Annotated in this window: 20 protein-coding genes and 1 riboswitch; of the genes, 13 read left to right on the forward strand and 7 right to left on the reverse strand. The window is 67.1% G+C overall.

Translation table 11 applies throughout. The features are described 5' to 3' along the window. Window positions 1-70 precede the first annotated feature (70 nt). Genes WCE59_RS05185 through WCE59_RS05195 form a run of 3 tightly spaced genes read left to right on the forward strand, consistent with a single transcriptional unit; the run spans window position 71 to window position 1834 of the window. Window positions 71-688, forward strand: coding sequence for a YceI family protein (locus WCE59_RS05185; protein WP_449284114.1), 618 nt, complete (start codon window positions 71-73; stop codon window positions 686-688). Beyond that, window positions 685-1293 (forward strand): cytochrome b, encoded by a 609-nt coding sequence (locus tag WCE59_RS05190; RefSeq protein WP_343257653.1) that lies wholly within the window; start codon window positions 685-687, stop codon window positions 1291-1293. The genes WCE59_RS05185 and WCE59_RS05190 overlap by 4 nt, the downstream gene beginning before the upstream one ends. Continuing rightward, window positions 1286-1834: a YceI family protein gene (locus tag WCE59_RS05195; protein WP_343257654.1), complete on the forward strand. Its 549-nt coding sequence runs from the start codon at window positions 1286-1288 to the stop codon at window positions 1832-1834. Before WCE59_RS05190 ends, WCE59_RS05195 begins: the two co-directional genes overlap by 8 nt. Window positions 1835-1841: 7 nt before the next feature. Here WCE59_RS05195 and WCE59_RS05200 read toward each other — a convergent pair whose 3' ends face one another. Beyond that, complete coding sequence (locus WCE59_RS05200; RefSeq protein ID WP_343257655.1) at window positions 1842-2084, reverse strand: glutaredoxin family protein; 243 nt, start codon at window positions 2082-2084, stop codon at window positions 1842-1844. Window positions 2085-2128: 44 nt separating this feature from the next. On the opposite strand from WCE59_RS05200, the gene WCE59_RS05205 reads away from it, so the two are divergent. Continuing rightward, window positions 2129-3511: an L-serine ammonia-lyase gene (locus tag WCE59_RS05205; RefSeq protein ID WP_343257656.1), complete on the forward strand. Its 1383-nt coding sequence runs from the start codon at window positions 2129-2131 to the stop codon at window positions 3509-3511. On the opposite strand, the gene WCE59_RS05210 is transcribed toward WCE59_RS05205, so the two are convergent. From WCE59_RS05210 to metX, 3 genes are read right to left on the reverse strand one after another with little or no spacing between them, the layout of a single operon-like run. Then, entirely contained in the window at window positions 3498-4607 is a 1110-nt protein-coding gene (locus tag WCE59_RS05210) for a homoserine dehydrogenase (RefSeq protein WP_343257657.1), read from the reverse strand. The genes WCE59_RS05205 and WCE59_RS05210 overlap by 14 nt on opposite strands. Continuing rightward, complete coding sequence (gene metB, locus WCE59_RS05215; protein ID WP_343257658.1) at window positions 4604-5839, reverse strand: cystathionine gamma-synthase; 1236 nt, start codon at window positions 5837-5839, stop codon at window positions 4604-4606. Before metB ends, WCE59_RS05210 begins: the two co-directional genes overlap by 4 nt. After that, window positions 5836-6870, reverse strand: a complete 1035-nt coding sequence (metX, locus tag WCE59_RS05220) for a homoserine O-succinyltransferase MetX (RefSeq protein ID WP_449284106.1) — start codon at window positions 6868-6870, stop codon at window positions 5836-5838. The genes metB and metX overlap by 4 nt, the downstream gene beginning before the upstream one ends. Window positions 6871-6963: 93 nt before the next feature. Next, a riboswitch (SAM riboswitch) is annotated at window positions 6964-7092 on the reverse strand. A 115-nt stretch (window positions 7093-7207) separates the two neighbouring features. Here metX and WCE59_RS05225 point away from each other — a divergent pair. From WCE59_RS05225 to WCE59_RS05250, 6 genes are all read left to right on the forward strand, one after another. After that, window positions 7208-8314: a phytase gene (locus WCE59_RS05225; RefSeq protein ID WP_343257659.1), complete on the forward strand. Its 1107-nt coding sequence runs from the start codon at window positions 7208-7210 to the stop codon at window positions 8312-8314. 3 nt (window positions 8315-8317) lie between these two features. Then, window positions 8318-9142 (forward strand): M23 family metallopeptidase, encoded by an 825-nt coding sequence (locus WCE59_RS05230; RefSeq protein WP_343257660.1) that lies wholly within the window; start codon window positions 8318-8320, stop codon window positions 9140-9142. Window positions 9143-9203: 61 nt separating this feature from the next. Next, window positions 9204-10805, forward strand: coding sequence for a peptide chain release factor 3 (locus WCE59_RS05235; RefSeq protein ID WP_343257661.1), 1602 nt, complete (start codon window positions 9204-9206; stop codon window positions 10803-10805). 75 nt (window positions 10806-10880) lie between these two features. Then, entirely contained in the window at window positions 10881-11531 is a 651-nt protein-coding gene (gene trhA, locus WCE59_RS05240; RefSeq protein WP_449284115.1) for a PAQR family membrane homeostasis protein TrhA, read from the forward strand. Window positions 11532-11563: 32 nt separating this feature from the next. Then, window positions 11564-11956: a hypothetical protein gene (locus tag WCE59_RS05245; protein WP_343257663.1), complete on the forward strand. Its 393-nt coding sequence runs from the start codon at window positions 11564-11566 to the stop codon at window positions 11954-11956. Window positions 11957-12046: 90 nt separating this feature from the next. Beyond that, a complete protein-coding gene (locus WCE59_RS05250; protein ID WP_343257664.1) occupies window positions 12047-13999 on the forward strand; it encodes an AsmA family protein in 1953 nt (650 codons plus the stop codon). Between the two features lies 1 nt (window position 14000). On the opposite strand, the gene WCE59_RS05255 is transcribed toward WCE59_RS05250, so the two are convergent. From WCE59_RS05255 to mtgA, 3 genes are all read right to left on the reverse strand, one after another. Beyond that, complete coding sequence (locus WCE59_RS05255) at window positions 14001-14432, reverse strand: CBS domain-containing protein (RefSeq protein WP_343257665.1); 432 nt, start codon at window positions 14430-14432, stop codon at window positions 14001-14003. Beyond that, window positions 14392-15423 carry a glycosyltransferase family 2 protein gene (locus tag WCE59_RS05260; RefSeq protein WP_343257666.1) on the reverse strand — a complete coding sequence of 344 codons (1032 nt, stop codon included), beginning with the start codon at window positions 15421-15423 and terminating at the stop codon, window positions 14392-14394. Before WCE59_RS05260 ends, WCE59_RS05255 begins: the two co-directional genes overlap by 41 nt. Window positions 15424-15541: 118 nt before the next feature. Then, a complete protein-coding gene (gene mtgA, locus WCE59_RS05265) occupies window positions 15542-16255 on the reverse strand; it encodes a monofunctional biosynthetic peptidoglycan transglycosylase (RefSeq protein WP_343257667.1) in 714 nt (237 codons plus the stop codon). Window positions 16256-16380: 125 nt separating this feature from the next. On the opposite strand from mtgA, the gene hslO reads away from it, so the two are divergent. From hslO to WCE59_RS05280, 3 genes are all read left to right on the forward strand, one after another. Beyond that, window positions 16381-17283: an Hsp33 family molecular chaperone HslO gene (gene hslO / locus WCE59_RS05270; protein ID WP_343257668.1), complete on the forward strand. Its 903-nt coding sequence runs from the start codon at window positions 16381-16383 to the stop codon at window positions 17281-17283. 139 nt (window positions 17284-17422) lie between these two features. Next, entirely contained in the window at window positions 17423-18247 is an 825-nt protein-coding gene (locus tag WCE59_RS05275) for an XOO1806 family protein (RefSeq protein ID WP_343257689.1), read from the forward strand. A gap of 172 nt (window positions 18248-18419) precedes the next feature. Then, complete coding sequence (locus WCE59_RS05280) at window positions 18420-21068, forward strand: TonB-dependent receptor plug domain-containing protein (RefSeq protein ID WP_343257669.1); 2649 nt, start codon at window positions 18420-18422, stop codon at window positions 21066-21068. The last annotated feature ends 69 nt before the right edge of the window (window positions 21069-21137 follow it).

Here is a 21137-nt window from a genome sequence, read left to right on the forward strand (position 1 = left end):
CCCTCACCTTGCGGTGTCCCGGCATCCTCGCAACGTCGCGCGGCCTGTGCAAGCGGCGGGCCGGGCGCGGATATCGCCGGCAATCCTGGCCTTCGTGCTGTGCGCGCTGCTCGGCGCCGTGGCGAACGCCGCCGGGCAGGTGCGCACCTACGCACTGGACCCGGTGCATACGCGGGTGATGGTGGCGGTCGACCACGCCGGCTTCTCACGTGCGCTGGCGACCGTTTCCGGCAGCACCGGCACCCTGCGGTTTGATCCCGACGCCTGGGAGAGCGCACGCCTGGAGGCCAGGGTGCCGCTGCAGCAGCTGGACCTTGGTGATCCGGACTGGAACCGCGCCGCCCTGGCATCGGGACTGCTGGATGCTGGCAGACACTCGGAGGCGGTCTTCATCTCCCAACGCGTGGAACCACTCAGCGCCAGTCGGGCGCGTATCCACGGTGAGCTGACCCTGCGCGGCGTGACCCGGCCGGTCACCCTGGAGGCCACGTTGAACGCGCTCAAACGCCACCCGATGCCGCCGTTCCGACGCACCGCCGGATTCTCCGCAGTGGGCATGCTCAGCCGCTCCGACTTCGGCATCACCGCCTGGCCGGGCGTGATCGGCGACCTGGTCGAGCTGCGGATCGAAGTGGAAGCGGTGCACGCTCCAGACGCCACTTTCAGCGACGAGGAGGCAACGCCATGAGCCTGAAAAATACCCGCGAACGCTGGGGCAGCGTGAGCCAGGCACTTCACTGGCTGGTGGCTCTTCTGATCCTGCTCCAGGGCCCGCTCGGCATCGTGATGGTTGCCCTGCCCAACAGTCCCGACAAGATCCGGCTGTACGCGCTGCACAAGTCGATCGGCCTGACCATCCTTGCCCTGGCGATGCTGCGGCTGGGCTGGCGCCTGTATGCCGGCGCCCCGGCGCCGCTGGCCGACGTGCCCGGCTGGCAGCAGGCAGCCGCACGGTTCTCACACCGGTTGCTGTACGTACTGCTGTTCGCCATTCCGCTCAGCGGCTGGCTGTTCAATTCCATCGCCGGGTTTCCGCTGCAATGGTTCGGCCTGTTCAATCTGCCCGCCATTGCCGATGCGGATCCGGCGCTGCGCGAATTCACCGGCAATCTGCACCTGTGGCTGTTCTGGCTGCTGGTTGCGGTCACCCTGGTGCACGTGGCGGCCGCTATCCAGCATCATCTGATCACCCGCAATGCCACGCTGACGCGCATGCTGCCGCGCGGCTGGCTGCATCCCTCCAACCCCTCCAATACTTCCAAGCCCTCCGGCAAGGACACCCCGAATGCGTAGCCTCATGCTGCTTGCTGTCCTGACCCTGTGCGCCCTTCCGGCAGCCGCCACCGACTGGGTCCAGGCGCCGGGTTCGAGCCTGGTGTTTGCCGGCAGCTACCAGGGCGAAATCTTCAACGGCCACTTTCCGGGCTTCCAGACCCGGCTGCGCTTTGATCCCGCCAACCCGTCGGCGGGCCGGCTGGAGGTGGACATCCCCATGACCGGCGTGACCAGCGGCAATCCGGATTACGACGAAGAGATGCGCGGCCCCGCGTTCTTCGACATCAAGCGCTATGCGCGGGCCCGCTACATCGCCGAGGGGTTCCGTGCGCTTGAAGACGGACGCTACGCAGCCGACGGCCGGCTGGAACTGCGCGGTAACAGCCAGCCGGTCACCCTGACCTTCACCTGGCAGGAAGGCGAGCATCCAACCCTTGCCGGCCGGGCCACGGTGGAACGGCTGGCTTTCGGCATCGGTGACGGCATGTGGGCGGATACATCGATGATCCCCGCACAAATCGCCATCAGCACGCGCGTGGTATTTCGCCCCGCGCCCTGATCACCCCTCAGCCTGCAAGGAATGCCCTGACAGCATCCGCGTCGAACGGCCAATCAAGTTCGCGTCCGTCAGGCCCGCTGCACAGCACCGGCACCCGGATCCCGTAGCGCGCCTCGAGCACCGGGTCATCATCGATCCACACGGTCTCGAAATCCGGCGTGCGCGCCTGCGCCAGCACGTGCAGCGCCTCGTCGCACAGGGGGCATTCATCGCGCTGGTACAGCGTCATGACTGGAACGGACTGCTGCATCGGGCCACCGGGGAATACCTTGCAGGACTGGATAGAATAGCCGCATGGCAGTCAGCACATTCGACCTTTACAAGATCGGCATCGGGCCGAGTTCCTCCCATACCGTCGGGCCGATGCGTGCGGCTGCACGCTTCGTCGACCGCTGGCTGGTCCAGGCCGGCCGGCTGGATGACGTCGCCCGCGTGCGCGCCGAGGTATTCGGCTCGCTGGCCCTCACCGGGCGCGGCCACGGCACCGACAAGGCGGTCATGATGGGCCTGGAAGGCCACATGCCGAACCTGATCGACCCGGACATTATCACCCCGGGCGTGGAGCGGATCCGCAGCGGGTCCGTGATCCGTCTGGCGGGCCTGCGCGAGATCGCGTTCGAGGAAAAGCGCGACCTGTTGATGAACAAGCGGCAGAAACTGCCGTACCACACCAACGGCATGCGCTTTGCCGCCTATGACGCCGATGGCAACGAGATTGCCAGCCGCGACTATTACTCGGTCGGCGGCGGCTTCGTGGTCAACCAGGACGAAGCGGCCGAAGACCGGATCGTGGCCGACACCACCACCGTGCCGCATCCGTTTTCCAGCGGCGATGAGCTGCTGGCACGCGCCCGGGAAACCGGCCTGTCGATCGCGCAGATGATGTTCGAGAACGAGCAGTGCTGGCGTTCCAAAGATGAAATCCGCGACGGCCTGCGCGAACTCTGGGCGGCCATGCAGTCCTGCGTGCAGCGCGGAATCCAGCAGGGCGGCACCCTGCCCGGCGGACTCAATGTCACCCGCCGCGCCGCTGCCATGTACGCCGAACTCTCGGCCCGCCCCGAGGCTGCCCTGCGCGATCCGCTGACCACGCTGGACTGGGTCAACCTGTACGCGCTGGCGGTCAACGAGGAAAACGCCGCCGGTGGACGCGTGGTGACCGCGCCCACCAACGGCGCGGCCGGCATCATGCCCGCGGTGTTGCACTACTACGACCGCTTCTGCCCCGGCGCGAACGAACAGGGCGTATTCGACTTCCTGCTCACCGCCGCCGCAGTTGGCATCCTCTACAAGGAAAACGCTTCAATCTCAGGCGCCGAAGTCGGCTGCCAGGGCGAGGTGGGCGTGGCCTGCTCGATGGCCGCCGCCGGCCTGACCGCAGCGCTCGGCGGCACCCCGATCCAGGTCGAGAACGCGGCCGAGATCGGCATGGAGCACAACCTCGGCCTGACCTGCGACCCGATCGGCGGCCTGGTGCAGATTCCCTGCATCGAGCGCAACGCCATGGGCTCGGTCAAGGCGATCAACGCCTCACGCATCGCCTTCCGCGGCGACGGCACGCACAAGGTCAGCCTGGACAAGGTGATCAAGACCATGCGCGACACCGGGCGGGACATGAAGGACAAGTACAAGGAAACCTCGCGCGGCGGACTGGCGGTCAACGTCATCGAGTGCTGACCCGCAGGACCCCCAGCACGTCATCCAGCAGCGCCGCCGCGGTCACACCCGCCCCGGCGCCGGGCCCGCGGATCACCAGCGGCTGGTCGCGATAGCGGCAGCTGGCAATCGCCACCACGTTGTCGGTCCCTCCGCCCGCGCACAGCGGATGATCCCCGGGCAGCGTGCGCAGTCCCACAGTGGCTCCGTCCGCATCCACCCGGCCGATGAAGCGCAGCTTGGCGCCCGCGTTCCGCGCGGCCAACGCACGGGCAGCCAATGGCCCGTCCAGGGTGGGCAGCAGGGCATCGACTTCGGACAATGCCGTCGCGGCCAGTGCGTCCGGCACCAGCGAATCGACCCGCACTTCGTGCGCCTGCAGCGGCATTCCCGCAGCACGCGCCAGGATCAGCAGCTTGCGGCGCACATCCTCGCCGGATAGATCCAGACGGGGATCGGGTTCGGTGTACCCGCTGTCGCGGGCCTCGCGCACCAGCTGCGAAAACGGCTGCGATCCGTCGTAGCGATCGAACAGCCACGCCAGCGATCCGGACAGCACGCCCTCCACTGAATGGATCCGGTCGCCTCCCGCCGCCAACTCCCGCAGCGACCGCAGCAGCGGCAGCCCTGCACCCACCGTGGCGCTGTCGCCATAGACACCGACGCGTCCACCTCGTCCGGCGCTGGCGCCCGCGATCGCCTGCGCCCGGGCCAGGTCTGCCCCGACGCCGAGCTTGTTGGCCGTCACCACGTGCACCCCGCGCCCCAGCCATTCGGCGTGCCAGCCGGCCACTGTGTCGCTGGCGGTGGCATCCACCATCACATCACCCGGGCGCAGGCTCTCCGCCTCCACCCACGGTGCCCATCTCCCGGTAGTGGCGGGAGCGGTCCGAGCATCTTCCAGCGCCTGCAGCGGATCCCCGTCGCCGGGACGCAGCGCGCGTGAATTGCACAGCCAGGCGATCCCGGGCACGGCGATGCCCTGCTGACGGAGCCGCTGCCAGCGCGCCACAAACGCCGCGCCCACGGTCCCGGTCCCCAGCAGCGCCAGCCGCGGCGCGGGTGCAGGACGGTCTCCGCTGCGGCCGGGTCTGGACAGCGCAACAACCGCACTCATGACTCCACCCCGCCGCGTGCCACCACCGGACGCACCACCGGCCGCACCGCCTGCGCGCGCGCCAGGCCGGTGGTCAGGTCGGCCTGCAGATCCGCCATCGCCTCGATCCCCACCGAAAGCCGCAACAGCCCGTCCGCAATGCCGGCAACCGCCCGCGCCTCTGCGCTCATCGCGGCGTGGGTCATGGTGGCCGGATGCGCCACCAGGCTCTCAACACCACCCAGGGATTCGGCCAGGCTGAAGCACTGTAGGCCGTCGATGAACGCACGCGCCGCCTCCACCCCACCCTCCAGCTCAAGACTGATCATCGCCCCGAAGCCGTGCTGCTGGCGCTGGGCGATCGCGTGACCGGGATGGGATTCCAGCCCCGGCCAGTACACCCGGGCCACCGCTGGATGGGCCTGCAGCTGGCGGGCAATGGCCTCGGCATTTTCCTGATGCACCCGCATTCTTGCGTCCAGGGTGCGCAGCCCGCGCAGGGCCAGAAAGCTGTCAAAGGGTGATCCGGTCAGGCCCAGGGCATTGCCCCACCAGGCGAAGCGCTCGTGCAGCTCCGGCGTGGCAGCCACCAGCGCGCCACCCACCACATCGCTGTGGCCGTTGATGTACTTGGTGGTCGAGTGCAGCACCGCATCGGCGCCGAAGGCAATGGGATTCTGCAAGGCCGGGGAAAGAAAGGTGTTGTCCACGGCCACCAGCGCCCCCGCGCGCTGGGCGGCGCCGATCACGAAGCGCAGATCGGTGATGCGCAGCAGGGGATTGGAAGGCGTTTCCACCAGCACCAGCTTCGGCCGGGTCGCAAGCGCCTCGGCCAGCGCGCGCGGACAGGTCAGGTCCGCCGTGACCAGTTCGAAGTGCCCCTTGCGCGCCAACGCCTCGAACAGCCGCCAGCTTCCGCCGTAGGCATCGTGCGGAACCACCAGCCGATCGCCCGGCTCCAGCACCGCATGCAGCAGCAGGGTAATGGCCGACATGCCGGTTGAGGTCACCACGCCCCCGGCGCCGCCTTCCAACTTCGCCAAAGCATCCCCCAGCAGGTCGCGGGTGGGATTGCCGCTGCGGGTGTAGTCGTACTGGCGCGGCTGGCCGAAGCCCTCGAAGCTGAAGTTCGACGAGAGCACCAGCGGCGGAACCACCGCGCCCCAGGCGGGATCGGTGTCGATACCGGCCCGCACCGCGCGGGTAGCGGGCCGAGGGGATTCCCCACTGCGATGGCTTTCAAACCCGCTCATGCCAGACCCCCTTTGCCACCCAGCGCCGCGCGCAGGATGGCGTCGACCTTGCCGTGCTCTTTCAGGAATGCATCGTGGCCGTAGGCCGAGCGCAGCACACGCAGCCGGCCAGGCGAGCCCAGACATTCCACCAGGACCACCGAATCAGCCAGCGGCGCAAGCCAGTCTCCTTCGACAGCCACCACTGTGGTGGGCACCCGGATCGCTGCCGGGTCCACGCGATGCAGGTCGATCGATTCGGACAGACGCAGCCACGCGGTCACCGACGTGCGCGAAACAAAGCGCGCACCGGCAGCGTCCAGATAGTCCTCCGCAGCCACCCGCACCCGGCCGTTGATGATCTCCGGCGGCGCTTCGAAACGCTCGGCGAATTCCTCCGGCGTGCGGTAGCTCAGCATCGCGAACTGGCGCGCCAGCCCGAGTCCCTGGGCATCCGAGCACTGCAGTTCACCCAGGCCAACGGCCCGCCGCTGCAACGCGCGCCAAGCGGCGGCATAGGGATGGGCGCGATGGGCGCCACTTACCGCCACCAGCCGCCCAAGCTTCCGCGCATGCCGGGCGGCGAACTGCAGGCCAACCAGCGCGCCGTAGGAATAGCCGACGAACGTATCCACGCGTCCGATTCCGAGCCCCGCGAGCAACGCCGCGGCGGCATCGGCCTGGTCAGCGGTATCGATCGGCGCATCCAAGCGGCCATCGGCACCGACAAAATCAAAAGCCAGGATGCGTCGGCGCGCTGGATCCAGCGCGCGATCGGCTCCGACCAGCCCGTCCAGCCATCCGCGCTCCGGGAAGGCGGCGCTGGCAGCTACGTGCCGGTGGGCGGAAATGCCGCCGGCCACCAGCACCACCGGCGCGTCCACGGGGCCCTGGCTCTCCCAGACGAGGGTCACGCGGCGACGCCCCGCATGGCGCATCTCCAGATCCACCTGCAGCTCGCCGCGCGCCGCCGGCACGGACATCGCCGTGCCCTGTACGGACAATGTGGACGGGATATCGGGAATCGCAACCGCAGCTTCAAACAGGCTCATGACGCATCCGCCTCCGGAGTGAGAGAGGCCATCGATGCATGCGGGAAGCCGGTAAGGATGTCGACACCGCCGCGCTCAAGCGGGTGTGCCCGACAACCATCTTCCGGTGGACGCAACAGGTCCCCGCAGGACTTGGCACCTTTCTCCATGGAGCGCGCTGCGCTCCGCAAAGTGGTTGCCCCGGCATCAAAGGGCCTGTCCCTCCGCCGGTCTCGATGGATGCAGGCATCCTGCCGGGGACAAATCCGCATGTCAATCCTTTCATGCCGATAGAGCGATGGAATGCCACAACACCCTGGCCATTTCGAAACCAGCGGGGCTTCGCCATAATCCTGCAATGACAACCCCCCGCATCCTGCTCGCGCTGCTCGCCAGCGCCTTCGCCGCGTCCTGCGCCACGACTCCCCAGCCCTCCACCCGTGCCTCGGCCGACCGGATCAGCGGCCATGCGGGGGCCAGCGTGGAAGTCACGGAAACCTTTGTCAGCGCACCTTCGCCCGATGACGAGCTGGACTCGCTGGCCACGTGGGTCGCCCCGGACGGGCAGGTGCTGGTGCTCGCCACGGCCAAGTCCCGCCATCGGCTGGCGGTGTACGACGGCGCCACTGGCGAGCGCCTGGGCGAAGCCGGCGACCAGGGCAGCGCTGCGGGACAGTTCAAACGTCCCAACGGCATCGCCGTCTTTGCCGACCTGGTGTTTGTCACCGAGCGCGATGCGCCACGCGTGCAGGTACTGGCCCTGCCGGGCTTCGAGCCGGTCGGCAGCTTCGGCGAAAACATTCTGCGCAGCCCGTACGGGATCTGGCTGCATGAGGCAGCGCCAGGCGAACTGCAGGTCTACGTGACCGACAGTTTCATGTACGGCAAGGACTTCAGCGAAGTGCCGCCGCTGCACGAATTGGACCAGCGCGTGCGCCGCTTCCGCGTGCAGCTGGCCGACGAGGGCGGCATCGACGCTGCCTATCTGGGCTCGTTCGGTGACACCAGCCAGGCCGGCGCGCTACGCATGGTTGAATCGCTGTGGGGCGATCCCGCCCATGACCGCTTGCTGGTGGCCGATGAGGACCGGCGCCATGTTTCCGCCCTGCGCGAATACACCCTGGACGGCCGTTACACCGGCAGCAGCCTGCCCGCCAGCTTCGCCGGCGAAGCCGAAGGCGTGGTGCTGTGGGACTGCAGCCCTGACGAGGGCTACTGGATCGCCGTGGATCAGCTGGTACCGCACTCCCTGTTCCACGTCCATGACCGCGTCAGCCTGGAGCATCGCGGCAGTTTCCGTGGCCAGGTCACGACCAATACGGACGGCATCGCCCTGCATCTCGCACCGATGGCGCGGTTTCCCGCAGGGGTGATGTACGCGGTCCACGATGACCGGTCGGTCAGCGCGTTCGACCTGGGCCAGGTGATCCATGCGCTGGACCTGGACCGCGCCTGCCTGCACTGAGCCATGTCCGGTCACGCCACCGTCCTGGCCTGGGCCACCGGCCTTCTGATGCTGCTCGCCGTGTCCGGTGCGACCGCGCAGGAGGCGCCCGCGCAGGAACCGTCGCGCATCGCACGTCTGCACCTGGAACCCACTGAAGGCGGCCTGCTGGCGTGGGCCGAGAACCTGGTGGCCGGACCGATCGAGGTCATGCTGCATGGCGACGGTCATTCGCCCGCGGCCCACCCTGCCCTGCCCGCCCGGGCTACGGTGCCGGCGTACGGACGGGTGCTTGTGTCGCGGATCGGAGCGGCCGGTGCCGCGGGCGTGCGCTTCAGCCTGGAGGCGGTGCCCGGTCATCCCAGCACGCGCCCCCGGGACGTGGAATATGCCTGGCCCCTGGCCGGCGTTCCGCTGCAGATCACCCAGGGCTGGGGCGGGGGGTTCAGCCATGCAGGCGCTACCAACCGTCATGCGGTGGATTTCGCCACGCCGGTCGGCATCCCGGTGCTGACAGCGCGCGACGGCACGGTGATGCAGGTGGAGTCGGGCTTCTCCACCGCCACACTGGATCCGCATCTCGACGGGCGCGCCAACCAGGTCCGCATCCTCCACGAGGACGGCACCATGGCCCTGTACGCGCATCTGGATGCCAATGGCGTCTTCGTACGTCCGGGCCAGCGGGTCCGGCGCGGCCAGCGTCTGGGTCTGTCCGGAAACACCGGCTTCAGCGCCGGCCCGCACCTGCACTTCGTGATCCAGGTGAACCGGGGCATGCGCCTGGAATCCATCCCGTTCCGCATGTTCGGGCCCGGTGGCGTCCTGCGCTTCCACGAACCCACCCACTAGGGCGGCAACGTATAATTTCCGGTTTCCCCAAGGTCCCGGCGCCCGCGCGGCGGGAATCATCATGCCCGACGTTTCCAGAGAAGCCGCCCGCCGCCGGACCTTCGCGATCATTTCGCACCCCGACGCCGGCAAGACCACGCTGACCGAAAAGCTGCTGCTGTTCGGCGGAGCGATCCAGATGGCCGGCGCGGTCAAGGGCCGCAAGGCCGCCCGCCACGCCACCAGCGACTGGATGAAGCTGGAGCAGGAGCGCGGCATTTCGGTGACCAGCTCGGTCATGCAGTTCCCTTACCAGAACCACGTGGTCAACCTGCTCGACACCCCCGGCCACGCCGACTTCGGCGAGGACACGTATCGGGTACTGACCGCGGTGGACTCGGCGCTGATGGTGATCGACGTGGCCCGTGGCGTAGAGGAGCGCACCATCAAGCTGATGGAGGTGTGCCGCATGCGCGACACGCCGATCATGACCTTCATCAACAAGCTGGACCGCGAAGGCCGCGAGCCAATCGAGCTGCTGGATGAAGTGGAAAGCGTGCTCGGCATCCAGTGCGCGCCGGTGACCTGGCCGATCGGCATGGGCACGCGCCTGAAGGGCGTGGTGCACCTGCTGACCGGCGAAGTGCATCTGTACGAGAGCGGTCGCAAGTTCACCCGTCAGGATTCCACCATCCTGCCGTCGATTGACGACCCGGAGCTGGAGAAGCGGATTGGCGCGCAGGCGCTGGCCGAGCTGCGCGACGAACTGGAGCTGGTACAGGGCGCCAGCCATCCCTTCGACCCGGAGGACTACCTGGCCGCTCGCCAGACGCCGGTGTTTTTCGGTTCGGCGGTGAACAACTTCGGCGTGCAGCCGCTGCTGGACTTCTTCGTCCAACATGCGCCCTCGCCCCAGCCCCGCCCCACCACTGGCCGAGATGTAGCGCCGTCGGAAAACCAGCTCACCGGCTTCGTGTTCAAGATCCAGGCCAACATGGATCCGCAGCACCGCGACCGGGTGGCGTTCATGCGCGTGTGCTCGGGCCGCTTCCACGCCGGGATGAAGACATTCCACGTGCGCAGCGGCAAGGACATGAAGCTCGCCAACGCGCTGACGTTCATGGCCAGCGACCGCGAGATTGCCGCCGAAGCGTTTCCGGGCGATGTGATCGGCATCCACAACCACGGCACCATCTCGATCGGCGACACCTTCACCGAGGGCGAAGCGCTGTCGTTCACCGGCATTCCCAGCTTCGCCCCGGAGCTGTTCCGCCGCGCCCGCCTGCGTGACCCGCTCCGGCTCAAGCAATTGCAGAAGGGCCTGGCCCAACTGTCGGAAGAAGGCGCCACCCAGTTCTTCCGCCCGCTGATGGGCAACGACCTGATCCTGGGCGCGGTGGGCGTGCTGCAGTTCGACGTGGCCGCTTACCGGCTCAAGGCCGAATATGGGGTGGACGCGATCTTTGAACAGGTCGGCGTGGTGACCACCCGCTGGGTGCACTGCGACGATGAGAAGAAGCTGGAGGAGTTCCGCGACAAGAACGCCGTGAACCTGGGCATCGACGCCGCCGGCGAGCTGGTCTACCTCGCCCCCTCCCGGGTCAACCTGCAGCTGGCCCAGGAGCGCTGGCCGGATATCCAGTTCGACGCCACGCGCGAACACGCCCACGTCCCCACGGAGTGATCCGCGGGCGGCCTACTCAGTACGGGCGCGTACGGTCATAATCGGTCGGCACCCTCCACCCAGGCCCGGCCGATGATCACCGCCCCCATGTCCCCACGCCAGCAGCGTGAGGAATTCGCCAGCGCACTGACCCATGGCATCGCCGCCGTGGCGGCCGTGATCGCCGGCACCGTGTTGGTCAGCCTTGCCGCCATCCACGGCGATGGCTGGCAGTTGGGCGCGGCCATCGTTTTCTCGGCCAGCCTGCTGCTGCTCTATCTGGCGTCGACGCTTTACCATTCGTTCCGGCAGCCGGCACTCAAGCGGCGGATGAAGGTGCTTGATCACTGCGCGATCTACCTGCTGATCGCCGGCACCTATACCCCCTTTACCCTGATCGGGCTGCGCGGACCGTGGGGCTGGGGGCTGTTTGCAGCCATCTGGACGCTGGCCCTGGCCGGGGTGGTGTTCAAGCTGTTTTTTACCGGGCGTTTCAAGCGCCTGTCGACGATGATCTACGTGGCCATGGGCTGGATGGTGCTGGTGGCGATCAAGCCGGTGATGGCCGCGCTGGATGGCTGGACCCTGGGATGGATGATTGCCGGCGGGCTGTTCTACACCCTGGGCACGGTGTTCTACCACCGCGAGTCCATCCCCTATTCCCACGCGATCTGGCACCTGTTCTGCATTGGCGGCAGCCTGTGTCACTACGTGGCGGTGATGGCGCAGGTGGTGACACCGGCTTGAAGCAGCGCAGTATGATCACTTCATCGCACTGCATGAATGTGAATCCCATGAACGCCTTCCGCCTGTTGATTCCCGCCTGCCTGCTGCTGGCGGCCTGCCAGCCACAGACACCCCTGCCCGCCGCATCAGTGGAGCCAACCCCGGATCCGGCCCGGGAAGCGGCACTGGAAGCCGCACTTGCCGCGGATGGAGACATCGTTGCCAGCTATGCCTGCGCGGAAGGCAACAGGGTGGAGCTGGTTCGCGAGGGACGCGTCGCCCGCCTGTCGCTCAGCGACGGGCGCATCATCCGGCTCGGCGAGATGTCCGGCAGCCAGCCGCGCACCTGGTCCGACGTGGGACTGCGCTTCATCATCGATGAGGATTTTGTCGAGTTGAGCCAGTCCAACGGCGAGCGCAACCTGGCCTGCGAACCGGCCGAATAGCGCCCGACGGCGCTGAACCGCCGCCACCATATTCACTCCGGTTATACCCACAGGTCGCGATGCTGGACGCCTGTCCACACCGAGCACGCCATGCCAGCGTCCTCCCGCCCCCGGCAGGCACCCCTTGCCGTCATTACCCGTCATCCGTGGCTGACCGCGCTCGCCGCGGTGGCGATCGCAGTGTTGGTACTGGTGCTGATCTGGGACTGGAACTGGCTCAAGGGCCCAGTGGAGCGCACGGTCCAGGCGCGCACCGGCCGCAGCTTCGATATTGGTGGCGACCTGGATGTAAACCTCGGCCGCACGGTCACCATCAGCGCCGGCGCGCTGCGGCTGGGCAATGCGGAGTGGTCACCGGAGCCGGAGATGGCCCGCGCCGATCGCGCCCTGATCCGCGTGCATCTGCCCTCCCTGCTGCGACGCCAGACGCTGATTCCGGCGATCGAACTGGTCAACCCGCGCCTGCGCCTGGAGCTTGGCGCACAGGGCGGCAACTGGAACCTGTTCGAGTCGTCCGGCGATGGCACGCCGGCGCGCATCGAACGGCTGTGGATTGAAGGCGGCGAGCTGGTGTTCCTGCACCCGGCGGATGACACCCGCATCGAGGTTTCACTGGACAGCGAAGAGTCGGCCCGCGCCGAGACCGCCCCGCCCGTAGCCGTCGCAGGCAGCGGCCAGTGGCGCGGCAATGACTTCAGCCTGGAAGGGCGCATCGCATCGCTGCTGGATCTGCAGCAACAGGAGGACCAGGCCGGTTACGGGATCGACCTGGAAGCCACGGCCGGCCGTACCCGTGCTCACGCCCGCGGCCTGCTGTTCAATCCGTTCCAGCTGCAGCGCTTCGATCTGCAGATGGCACTGTCGGGCGCCAACCTGGCCGACCTGTATCCGCTGCTCGGCGTGGCCCTGCCCGACACCCCGCCGTACACCCTGGATGGCCGCTTTGGGCGCGATGCGAACACCTGGACCTATCGCGACTTCACCGGCGAGGTGGGCGACAGTGACCTGGCCGGCGAAGTCACCTTCACGGCAGGCGGTGAACGTCCGCATTTCTCGGCGGACCTGATGTCGGAGATGCTTGATTTCGATGACCTGGCCGGCCTGGTGGGCGCGGCCCCGGATACCGGTCCGGGCGACACCACCAATCCCGAGCTGCAGGCCCGCGCCGAGCAGCGCGCGGCGAGCGGCCGGGTCCTTCCGGATACACCTTACGAACTGGACAAGCTGCGCGCGATGGATGCCAACGTGCGCCTGCGCGCGACCCGGATCGAATCCCCGGTCCTGCCCCTGGACAACATGGATGCCCGCCTGACCCTGGAAGACGGCCTGCTCACCCTGCAGCCGCTCGCTTTCGGCATGGCTGGCGGCAGGATCGATTCCGGCATCCACATGGATGCGCGCGGGGAAGCCATCCAGACCCGGCTGGATGCAAGCATCAGCGGCGTTGACCTGGAGCAGCTGTTCCCGACCCCGGAAATCGCCCGCGATGCCGTGGGAGCAATCAGCGGGGAGATTTCACTCGCCGGCACCGGCAACTCGGTGGCCCACATGCTGGGCAGCGCGGATGGCGACGTGGCGCTGGGCATGGGCAGCGGCCAGGTCAGCAACCTGGTCCTGGAGCTGGCCGGGATCGACATCTTCGAAGCGGTGCGCTTCCTCATCACCGGCGATCGCCTGGTGCCGGTGCGCTGCGCATTCGCCGATTTCAGCGTGCAGGATGGCGTCATGCAGACCCGGGCACTGGCCTTCGACACCACCGACACGCTGATCGTGGGCGAGGGCAGCATCGATCTTGGCGAAGAAACCCTGGATCTGGAGCTGCGCCCGCGGCCCAAGGACCGCAGCCTGCTGAGCCTGCGCTCGCCGCTGGTCATCGATGGCACGTTCGCCGACCCGGGCTTTCGCCCCGACATGGGTCGGCTGGGCGTGCGCGGCGCAATCGCACTGGCGTTGACCAGCATCGCCCCGCCCGCCGCCCTGTTGGCCACGCTGGAACTGGGCCCGGGCGAAGACGCCGGCTGCGGCGGCGAATACGCGGAATAGCTCAGCCGGAGATGTAGCTGTGCAGCTGCTCCAGTTCGATCTGCTGATCCTCGATCACCGCCTTGACCAGGTCACCGATCGATACCAGCCCCAGCACCGTACCGCCCGCATCGACCACCGGCAGGTGGCGGATACGCTGGCGGGTGACGATTTCCATGCAGTGCGGCACGTGGTCATCCAGGCCCACCGTGATCACCTCGCGGGTCATGATTTCCCGCACCGGCGTGGTTTTCGATGACAGGCCTTCCAGCACTATCTTGCGGGCGTAGTCGCGCTCGGAAAGCATCCCCTCCAGGGCGCCCGCGCGCATGACCAGCAAGGATCCGACCTGCTTTTGCGCCATCAGCCGGATCGCGTCGATCACCGCCGCGTCCGGATCAACGGCAAACACCTCATGCCCCTTCACCTCCAGCACATGCCTGACCGTTCGCATCGTGCACTCCTCCGGTTGACTGGGTTGCGCTCCACTGTACCCGTTCGGCGGGAAGCCATGCATCCACCAGATACAGGGGTCGCTGTTTGGACTCCAGGTACAGCCTGCCCAGGTACTCGCCGATCAGCCCCAGGGCGATCAGCTGGGTGCCGCCCAGGAACAGGATCACCGCCATCATCGTTGGCCAGCCGGCCACCGCATCGCCGTACAGCAGCGCTTTGAAAATGATCCACACCCCATAACCAAAGGCCACCAGCGCAGTCATCAATCCCACGTACGTGGCCGCGCGCAGCGGCGCCGTGGAAAAGCTGGTCAACCCCTCCAGGGCGAAGTTCCACAGTCGCCAGATGCTGTATTTGCTGCGCCCCGCCGATCGCGACTGGCGCTCATAGGGGATGGCGATGCTGTTGAAACCCACCCAGCCAAACAGCCCCTTCATGAAGCGGTGGCGCTCGCGCAGCTGGCGCAGCGCTGCCAGGGCGCGCGGCGACAGCAGGCGGAAATCGCCGGTATCCACCGGGATGGGGGTCTTCGACAGGCGCTGCATCACCCGGTAGAAACTGTGCGCGGAAGCGCGTTTGAACCAGCCTTCCCCCTCGCGCAGGGTGCGGGTGCCGTAGACATCGTCATAGCCCTCCCGCCAGCGGGCGACGAATTCGGGCACCAGTTCCGGCGGATCCTGGCCGTCGGCATCCAGGATCATCGCCGCCCCCTCTTGCACCAGGTCCAGGCCGGCGGTCAGCGCCGCCTCCTTGCCGAAATTGCGCGACAGCCGCAGCAGCGATACGCGCCGGTCACCAGCAGCGATGCCCTGCAACACCTTCCAGGTGCCATCGCTGCTGCCATCGTCCACATACAGCACCCGCCCGTGCACCCCGTGCTCGCGCAGCAACCCGTCCAGCACCGCGGCAACACGCGGATGCAGCTGCGGCAGCGCCTCGGCCTCGTTCCAGGCCGCCACCACCATCGTCAGCATTTCTGCATTCTTCATCGGCTCATCGTAACCCCGCCCCCCCCCTGCCCGAGCCCCTCGAATCCGGCGGTCACGTAGGTCGGGGCTACGCCCCCGACGCGAATTCTGCGTACCGGCGATTACTGCGTACCGGCGATCAATCAAGCAGGTCCAGATAGGCCTCACCCCCGATCTGCCGCATCTGCCGCTGGATCTGGCCGGTCCGCCGCTGCACGTAAGGACCCGGATTGCCCGCACTGTAGCGCGCCGGATTGGGCAGCACGGCAGCCAGGCGGGCCGCCTCCGCACTGGACAGCGCATCAGCGTCCTTGCCGAAGAACGCCTGCGCGGCGGCCTGGGCGCCATAGACGCCTTCGCCGAACTCCGCCACGTTCACATACATCTCCAGGATCCGCTGCTTGGACCACAGCAACTCCATCAGCACCGTGTACCAGGCCTCCAGCCCCTTGCGCACCCAGCTGCGCCCACTCCACAGAAACACGTTCTTGGCGGTCTGCTGGCTGATGGTGCTGGCCCCACGCAGCCGCCCACCGCGGGTACGCTCTTCCCGCGCGCGCTCGATCGCTTCCAGATCAAAGCCGCGATGGATCGCAAAGTTCTGGTCCTCGGCCGCGATCACCGCCAGCGGCAGCGCCGGCACAATCCGCTCGATATCACGCCACTCACGGCGCAGGCGGAAGTCGCGGTTGCCGTCGATCCAGGCCTGCACCTGATGCTCCACCATCACCATCGAGCCCGGCGGATCAATGAATCGCAGCACCAGCACCTGCAGCACGCTGAACAGGACCAACAGCAGCGGCGCGAGCACCAGCCACCGCAGCCAGCGGCGTCCGCTTCGACGCGCGCTCATTTCCGCCCTCCAGGCTTGCCCATCAGGTCAGCTGACCCCATCTTTGTCCGTTCGGCATTCATGGCCTCCATTATGCGAGCGCCATCGTCACTTGCCAGCCACCTGCCCGGACACACCATATAGATATGAATACAGCCGCCGCCGACAGCGACCGTCTCACCCGATTCCTCCTGCCCCAGGCCGATGTACGCGGCGTGCGCGTCCACCTGCGCGACACCTGGAACACCATCCGCTCCCACGACGAGCACCTGCCCGGTGCCAACGCACTGTTGGGCCAGGCGGTGGTGGCCTCGGCGCTGTTCACTGCCCACGCCAAGATCGATGGGCGCCTGTCGGTGCAGCTCAGTGGACTCCAGCAAATCCGCACCCTGTTCGCCGAATGCACCTCGGCGGGCACCCTGCGCGGCATCCTTCGCCTGCAGGACCCCCAACAGCCCCTGCCGGACGACCTGCGCGAAGTCACCAGCGGCGCCACGCTGGCCATCACCATTGAAGGCCCGGGCATCGGCTCGCGCGAGCCCACCCGCTACCAGGGCCTGGTCGAGCTGTCGCAGCCCACCCTGTCCGCAGCGTTCGAATCGTATTTCCTCCAGTCCGAGCAGCTGCCGACCCGCATCCTGCTGGCGGCCGATGACCAAGGCGCGGCGGGCATCATGCTGCAGCAGCTGCCAGGCTCGGATGGCGATGCCGACGGCTTCACCCGCGCCAGCGCCCTGCTCGAGACGCTGTCCCCGGCGGAGCTGCTGGCCTGGGACAACGACACCCTGCTGCACCGCCTGTTCCACCAGGAAGCCCCCGAGCTGATGGGCGAGCGACCGCTGCGCTTCGGCTGCTCCTGCTCACGCGAGCGGGTGTCCGCCATGCTGCAGTCGCTGGGCGAAACCGAGGCCCAGGCCGCAGTGATCGATGGCCACGCCAGCGTCCGCTGCGAGTTCTGCGCGCGGACGTATCTGTTCGAACCCGCCGATATTGACGCGTTGTTCACGGGCAGGCAGGCTTCAATGGACGGCCCGGAACGCTTGCAATAGCGTTTCGGGCATGTTCGGGGATTGTTAAAGAAACATAAACGGGATAAAGTCGGAGGCCCTCGCCAAGGAACTTCCGACTCCTCGAAAGGGTCGACTGTTCACGATGACACTGCGCCCTGCCAAGCTCGTGCTTTCCGCCCTGCTCGCCCTCGGCGCAGCAGCGGGTGCGCATGCCCAGGGCAGGAACGCTGGCGACCAGGCTGTTCTGCCCGTGTGGAACAACAGCGGGCAGATCGAAGCCCTGCTGGTGCTTGAGCCGACCGACGAGGGCGCCAGGGCCGGTACCCGCTGGCGCTTTGGCAGCAACAGCTTGGACACCATGTTCGGGCTGGAATCGGGCGACTCGCTGGCCCTGCTGTGCAATCACCAGGGCGGCCTGGCCGCCCAGCTGGGCAACCTGGCCCACAACTGCTCGCTCGCGGCGCTTGACGACGACGCGCCTGCAAGCCAGCGCAGCACCGCAACCGCCTCGTTCAACACCGGCTCTGCGCGAGTTGGCGTGACCGTGGGCGACACTCAGGGCACCTTGCCCGCATGGTTGACTTCGGGGAGCCGCGGCGTCGCCGGTCAGGTGGACGGCAACGATCTCACCGTGTTCGCCCAGAAGAACATCAGCGACCAGGGCTTTGTGTCCATCGCGGGCACCGTCGCCAAGGCACGCCTGATTCCCTACGCCCAGGCCCCCGTCGGCCTGACCGACCGCTGGGACAGCAAGAGCCTGAGCGTGGGCGGTGGCTACGGCAACTTCGGTGCCAGCGTCATCGGCCAGGTGATCGACACCCCGGGCCGCGAGCGCTTTGAAGGCGTCGGCCTTGGCCTGACCTGGCGCACCCCGTGGAGCGGTCAGCTCACCGTCGGTGCCGAAAACGTGGTCACCCGGGGCAAGAACCCCTTCTCGCCGCGCGGCGAAAATGGCGAGGACGAGGGCACCGTTCCCTACGTCCGCTACGAGCAGGATCTCTAGGATCCCTTGCTGTCCCGTCCCGTTTACCGGAATAGGGACGATTTGTTAACGACACTTTAATTTCTCTCCAATGGGGGCTACTATCGGCCCCGGCCTTGCCGACTTTGGCATCTGTGTTGATGCCATACGCGGGGTTCCCATGGGATTTCCCAAGACACACTTGGAGAGAGAGATGACTTTGAAGACCACCAAGCTCCGCGACGCGATTACTTTCGCGCTCGTAGCGGGCGCAACTGCCGTCACCGGCACGGGCGTTGCATTCGCCCAGGATTCCGGTACGGAAGCCACCACCCTGGACCGCATCGAGGTCACGGGTTCGCGCATCAGCCGCGCCGAAATCGAAGGTCCGGCCCCGGTCACCGTGATCAGCCGCGAACAGCTGGCGGTCAGCGGTCAGCCGACGGTCGCCGAGTTCCTGCGCAACCAGACCTTCAACACGGTGGGCTCGTTCGCCCCCAGCTCCGGCAGCTCCTTCCAGTCCCAGGCGCAGATCAACCTGCGCGGCCTGGGTGCCAACTACACCCTCATCCTGCTGGACGGGCGGCGCATGACCCAGTCGCCGATCACCGGCGGCGGCGCGGCCAACCTGAACCTCATCCCGATGGCCGCGGTTGAGCGCATCGAGGTGCTGAAGGAAGGCGCGGGCGCCATCTACGGCGCGGACGCCATCGGCGGTGTGGTTAACGTCATCCTGCGCAAGGACTTCGAAGGTCTTGAGTTCACGGTCGGTCGCGAATGGCCGAAGTACGGCGGCGACGGCTCCGAAGCCAGCGACGCCTCGGTAGTGGGCGGCATCAGCTCCGACCGCGGCAACATCACGTTCGCGCTGGATCACACCTCGCGCGGCCTGATGTACAACCGCGACTATCGCGAGCTCATTCCGGACGCGTTCTACAACGCAGCCGGTTACAGCTCGTACAACTCGGTCGCCAACTTCGCCGGCCCGAGCGGCTACCAGTCCATCGCCAACTGCGACTTCGCTGAAAACAGCGTGATGCTGGCCGACGGCACCTGCGGCTTCGACCACATGGCCACCTCGGCCAACGAAGCCTCCGTGCGCAGCGACTCGCTGCTGGTGACGGCCAACTACGACATCACCGACAACGTCAGCTTCTTCAGCCGCATCATCACCGCGCGCAACCGTTCCTTCGGCGTCTACGCCTCCGCGCCGGTCGACAACAACGGTCAGGGCATGCTCCCGACTATCGCTGCGGACAACCCGAACAACCCGTTCGGGGAAGCCGGTACGCTGTACTACCGTTTCACCCCGCTGGGTACGCGCGACAGCATCGTGCGTGACGAGTCGCTCGACATCAACATGGGCCTGCAGGGCTACAACGACTGGTTCGGCGGCACCAACTGGGAGATCGGCGTCACCCACGGCCGTATCACCGGCACCAATACCGGCTTCAACTACGGTATCGGCAGCGCGCTCCAGGAGCTCATCGACAGCGGTGTGTTCAATCCGTTCGATCCGACCGACCCCGGTACGCAGGCAGTTGCCCCGCAGGTTGGACACACCACCCTGACCACCTCCGAGCAGCGCATGCTGCTGGTCGACGGCAACATCGGCTTCGATCTGTGGACCACCAATGCGGGAACCGCCGGCTTCGTGACCGGCTTCGAGTACCGCGACGACCGCATGGAAGTCCTCTACGACGCCCAGAGCGCCGCGGGCAACGTGTTCGGTTCGGCCGGCTCCAACACCGGCGGCGAGCGCGCGTCCTACTCGGTCTACGCGGAAGCCCTGATTCCGCTGATGTCCACCCTGAGCCTGACCGCCGCCGCACGCTACGACAGCTACAACGACATCGGCAGCAAGACCACGCCTCGCGTGGGGCTTGAGTTCCGTCCGATCGACTCCCTGCTGGTCCGCGGCTCGTGGGGCAAGGGCTTCCGCGCACCCACCATGGATGACCTGTACGGCGCATCCGGCACCACCAACGTGGCCATCACCGAAATTCCGGGCGTCGTGGCCGGCAACGACGAGCTGGCCTGTCAGGCGCTTCAGGGCGTCGGCATCACCGGCTACCAGCCGTACCCCGTCGATCCTTGCGGCGCGGGCAGCCAGTACCAGTTCGTCGTCGGCTCGAACCCGAACCTGACGGCGGAAGAGTCGGAGAACTGGGGCGTGGGCGTCGTATTCAGCCCCACTCCGGATTTCTCGGCCAGCCTGGATTACTACTCGGTTGACCTGGAAAACGTCGTCACCACCGCACCGAACGCCTTGGCCCTGCGCTACGGCAACGAAGGGCGTGAAGACTTCGGCGTGATCCGTGGCGGCGACATCATCGCTCCGGACGGCACTGTGCTGCCAGGCGCTCCGATCTCGATCCTCTCGCCGCTGTTCAACGGTGCCGCGCGCAAGATCACCGGCCTGGATCTGGATGTCCGGTACGGCTTCGACACCGATGTGGGTCGCTTCAACACCGCCCTGTCGTGGTCGCGCCAGCTCACCAACGACCTGCAGCCCCTGCCGGAACTGGACACCATCGAACGTGAAGGCCTGTTCGGATATCCGAAGGACCGCGGCCAGCTCTCCGCGGGCTGGTCCAGCGGCGACATCGGCGTGAGCGCCATCGCAAACTACATCGGACCGAACCGCAACCCGACCGGCGCCAACAATGTCGGCTCGTGGACCACGGTGGACCTGCAGACGAACTTCGAGCTGCCGTGGAACAGCCGCATCGAGTTCGGCGTGCGCAACGTCGGCGACAAGACCGCTCCGATGCGCCAGGCCTATGGTGCTCCGTTCTACGATCAGAGCCTGTACAACATCTACGGCCGTACGCCGTACCTGCGCTTCACCCAGCGCTTCTGATCAGAGCGCACCTGCCAACGTTCGCGGCGGCGACCTTGCCGCCGCGCTCCGAAGCAAACCCCCCGGCAT

The sequence above is a fragment of the Luteimonas qiangzhengi genome (assembly GCF_039548515.1).
GTDB lineage: Bacteria > Pseudomonadota > Gammaproteobacteria > Xanthomonadales > Xanthomonadaceae > Luteimonas.

Bases quoted from the DNA above. Each gene is read 5' to 3' on its own strand.
- WCE59_RS05195 (WP_343257654.1), top strand. From the start codon at position 1,286: ATGCGTAGCCTCATGCTGCTTGCTGTCCTGACCCTGTGCGCCCTTCCG.
- WCE59_RS05190 (WP_343257653.1), top strand. From the start codon at position 685: ATGAGCCTGAAAAATACCCGCGAACGCTGGGGCAGCGTGAGCCAGGCA.
- WCE59_RS05205 (WP_343257656.1), top strand. From the start codon at position 2,129: ATGGCAGTCAGCACATTCGACCTTTACAAGATCGGCATCGGGCCGAGT.
- WCE59_RS05235 (WP_343257661.1), top strand. From the start codon at position 9,204: ATGCCCGACGTTTCCAGAGAAGCCGCCCGCCGCCGGACCTTCGCGATC.
- metB (WP_343257658.1), bottom strand. From the start codon at position 5,839: ATGAGCGGGTTTGAAAGCCATCGCAGTGGGGAATCCCCTCGGCCCGCT.
- WCE59_RS05260 (WP_343257666.1), bottom strand. From the start codon at position 15,423: ATGAAGAATGCAGAAATGCTGACGATGGTGGTGGCGGCCTGGAACGAG.
- WCE59_RS05200 (WP_343257655.1), bottom strand. From the start codon at position 2,084: ATGCAGCAGTCCGTTCCAGTCATGACGCTGTACCAGCGCGATGAATGC.
- metX (WP_449284106.1), bottom strand. From the start codon at position 6,870: ATGAGCCTGTTTGAAGCTGCGGTTGCGATTCCCGATATCCCGTCCACA.
- WCE59_RS05280 (WP_343257669.1), top strand. From the start codon at position 18,420: ATGACTTTGAAGACCACCAAGCTCCGCGACGCGATTACTTTCGCGCTC.
- hslO (WP_343257668.1), top strand. From the start codon at position 16,381: ATGAATACAGCCGCCGCCGACAGCGACCGTCTCACCCGATTCCTCCTG.
- WCE59_RS05245 (WP_343257663.1), top strand. From the start codon at position 11,564: ATGAATGTGAATCCCATGAACGCCTTCCGCCTGTTGATTCCCGCCTGC.
- mtgA (WP_343257667.1), bottom strand. From the start codon at position 16,255: ATGAGCGCGCGTCGAAGCGGACGCCGCTGGCTGCGGTGGCTGGTGCTC.
- WCE59_RS05250 (WP_343257664.1), top strand. From the start codon at position 12,047: ATGCCAGCGTCCTCCCGCCCCCGGCAGGCACCCCTTGCCGTCATTACC.
- WCE59_RS05230 (WP_343257660.1), top strand. From the start codon at position 8,318: ATGTCCGGTCACGCCACCGTCCTGGCCTGGGCCACCGGCCTTCTGATG.
- WCE59_RS05255 (WP_343257665.1), bottom strand. From the start codon at position 14,432: ATGCGAACGGTCAGGCATGTGCTGGAGGTGAAGGGGCATGAGGTGTTT.
- WCE59_RS05210 (WP_343257657.1), bottom strand. From the start codon at position 4,607: ATGAGTGCGGTTGTTGCGCTGTCCAGACCCGGCCGCAGCGGAGACCGT.
- WCE59_RS05225 (WP_343257659.1), top strand. From the start codon at position 7,208: ATGACAACCCCCCGCATCCTGCTCGCGCTGCTCGCCAGCGCCTTCGCC.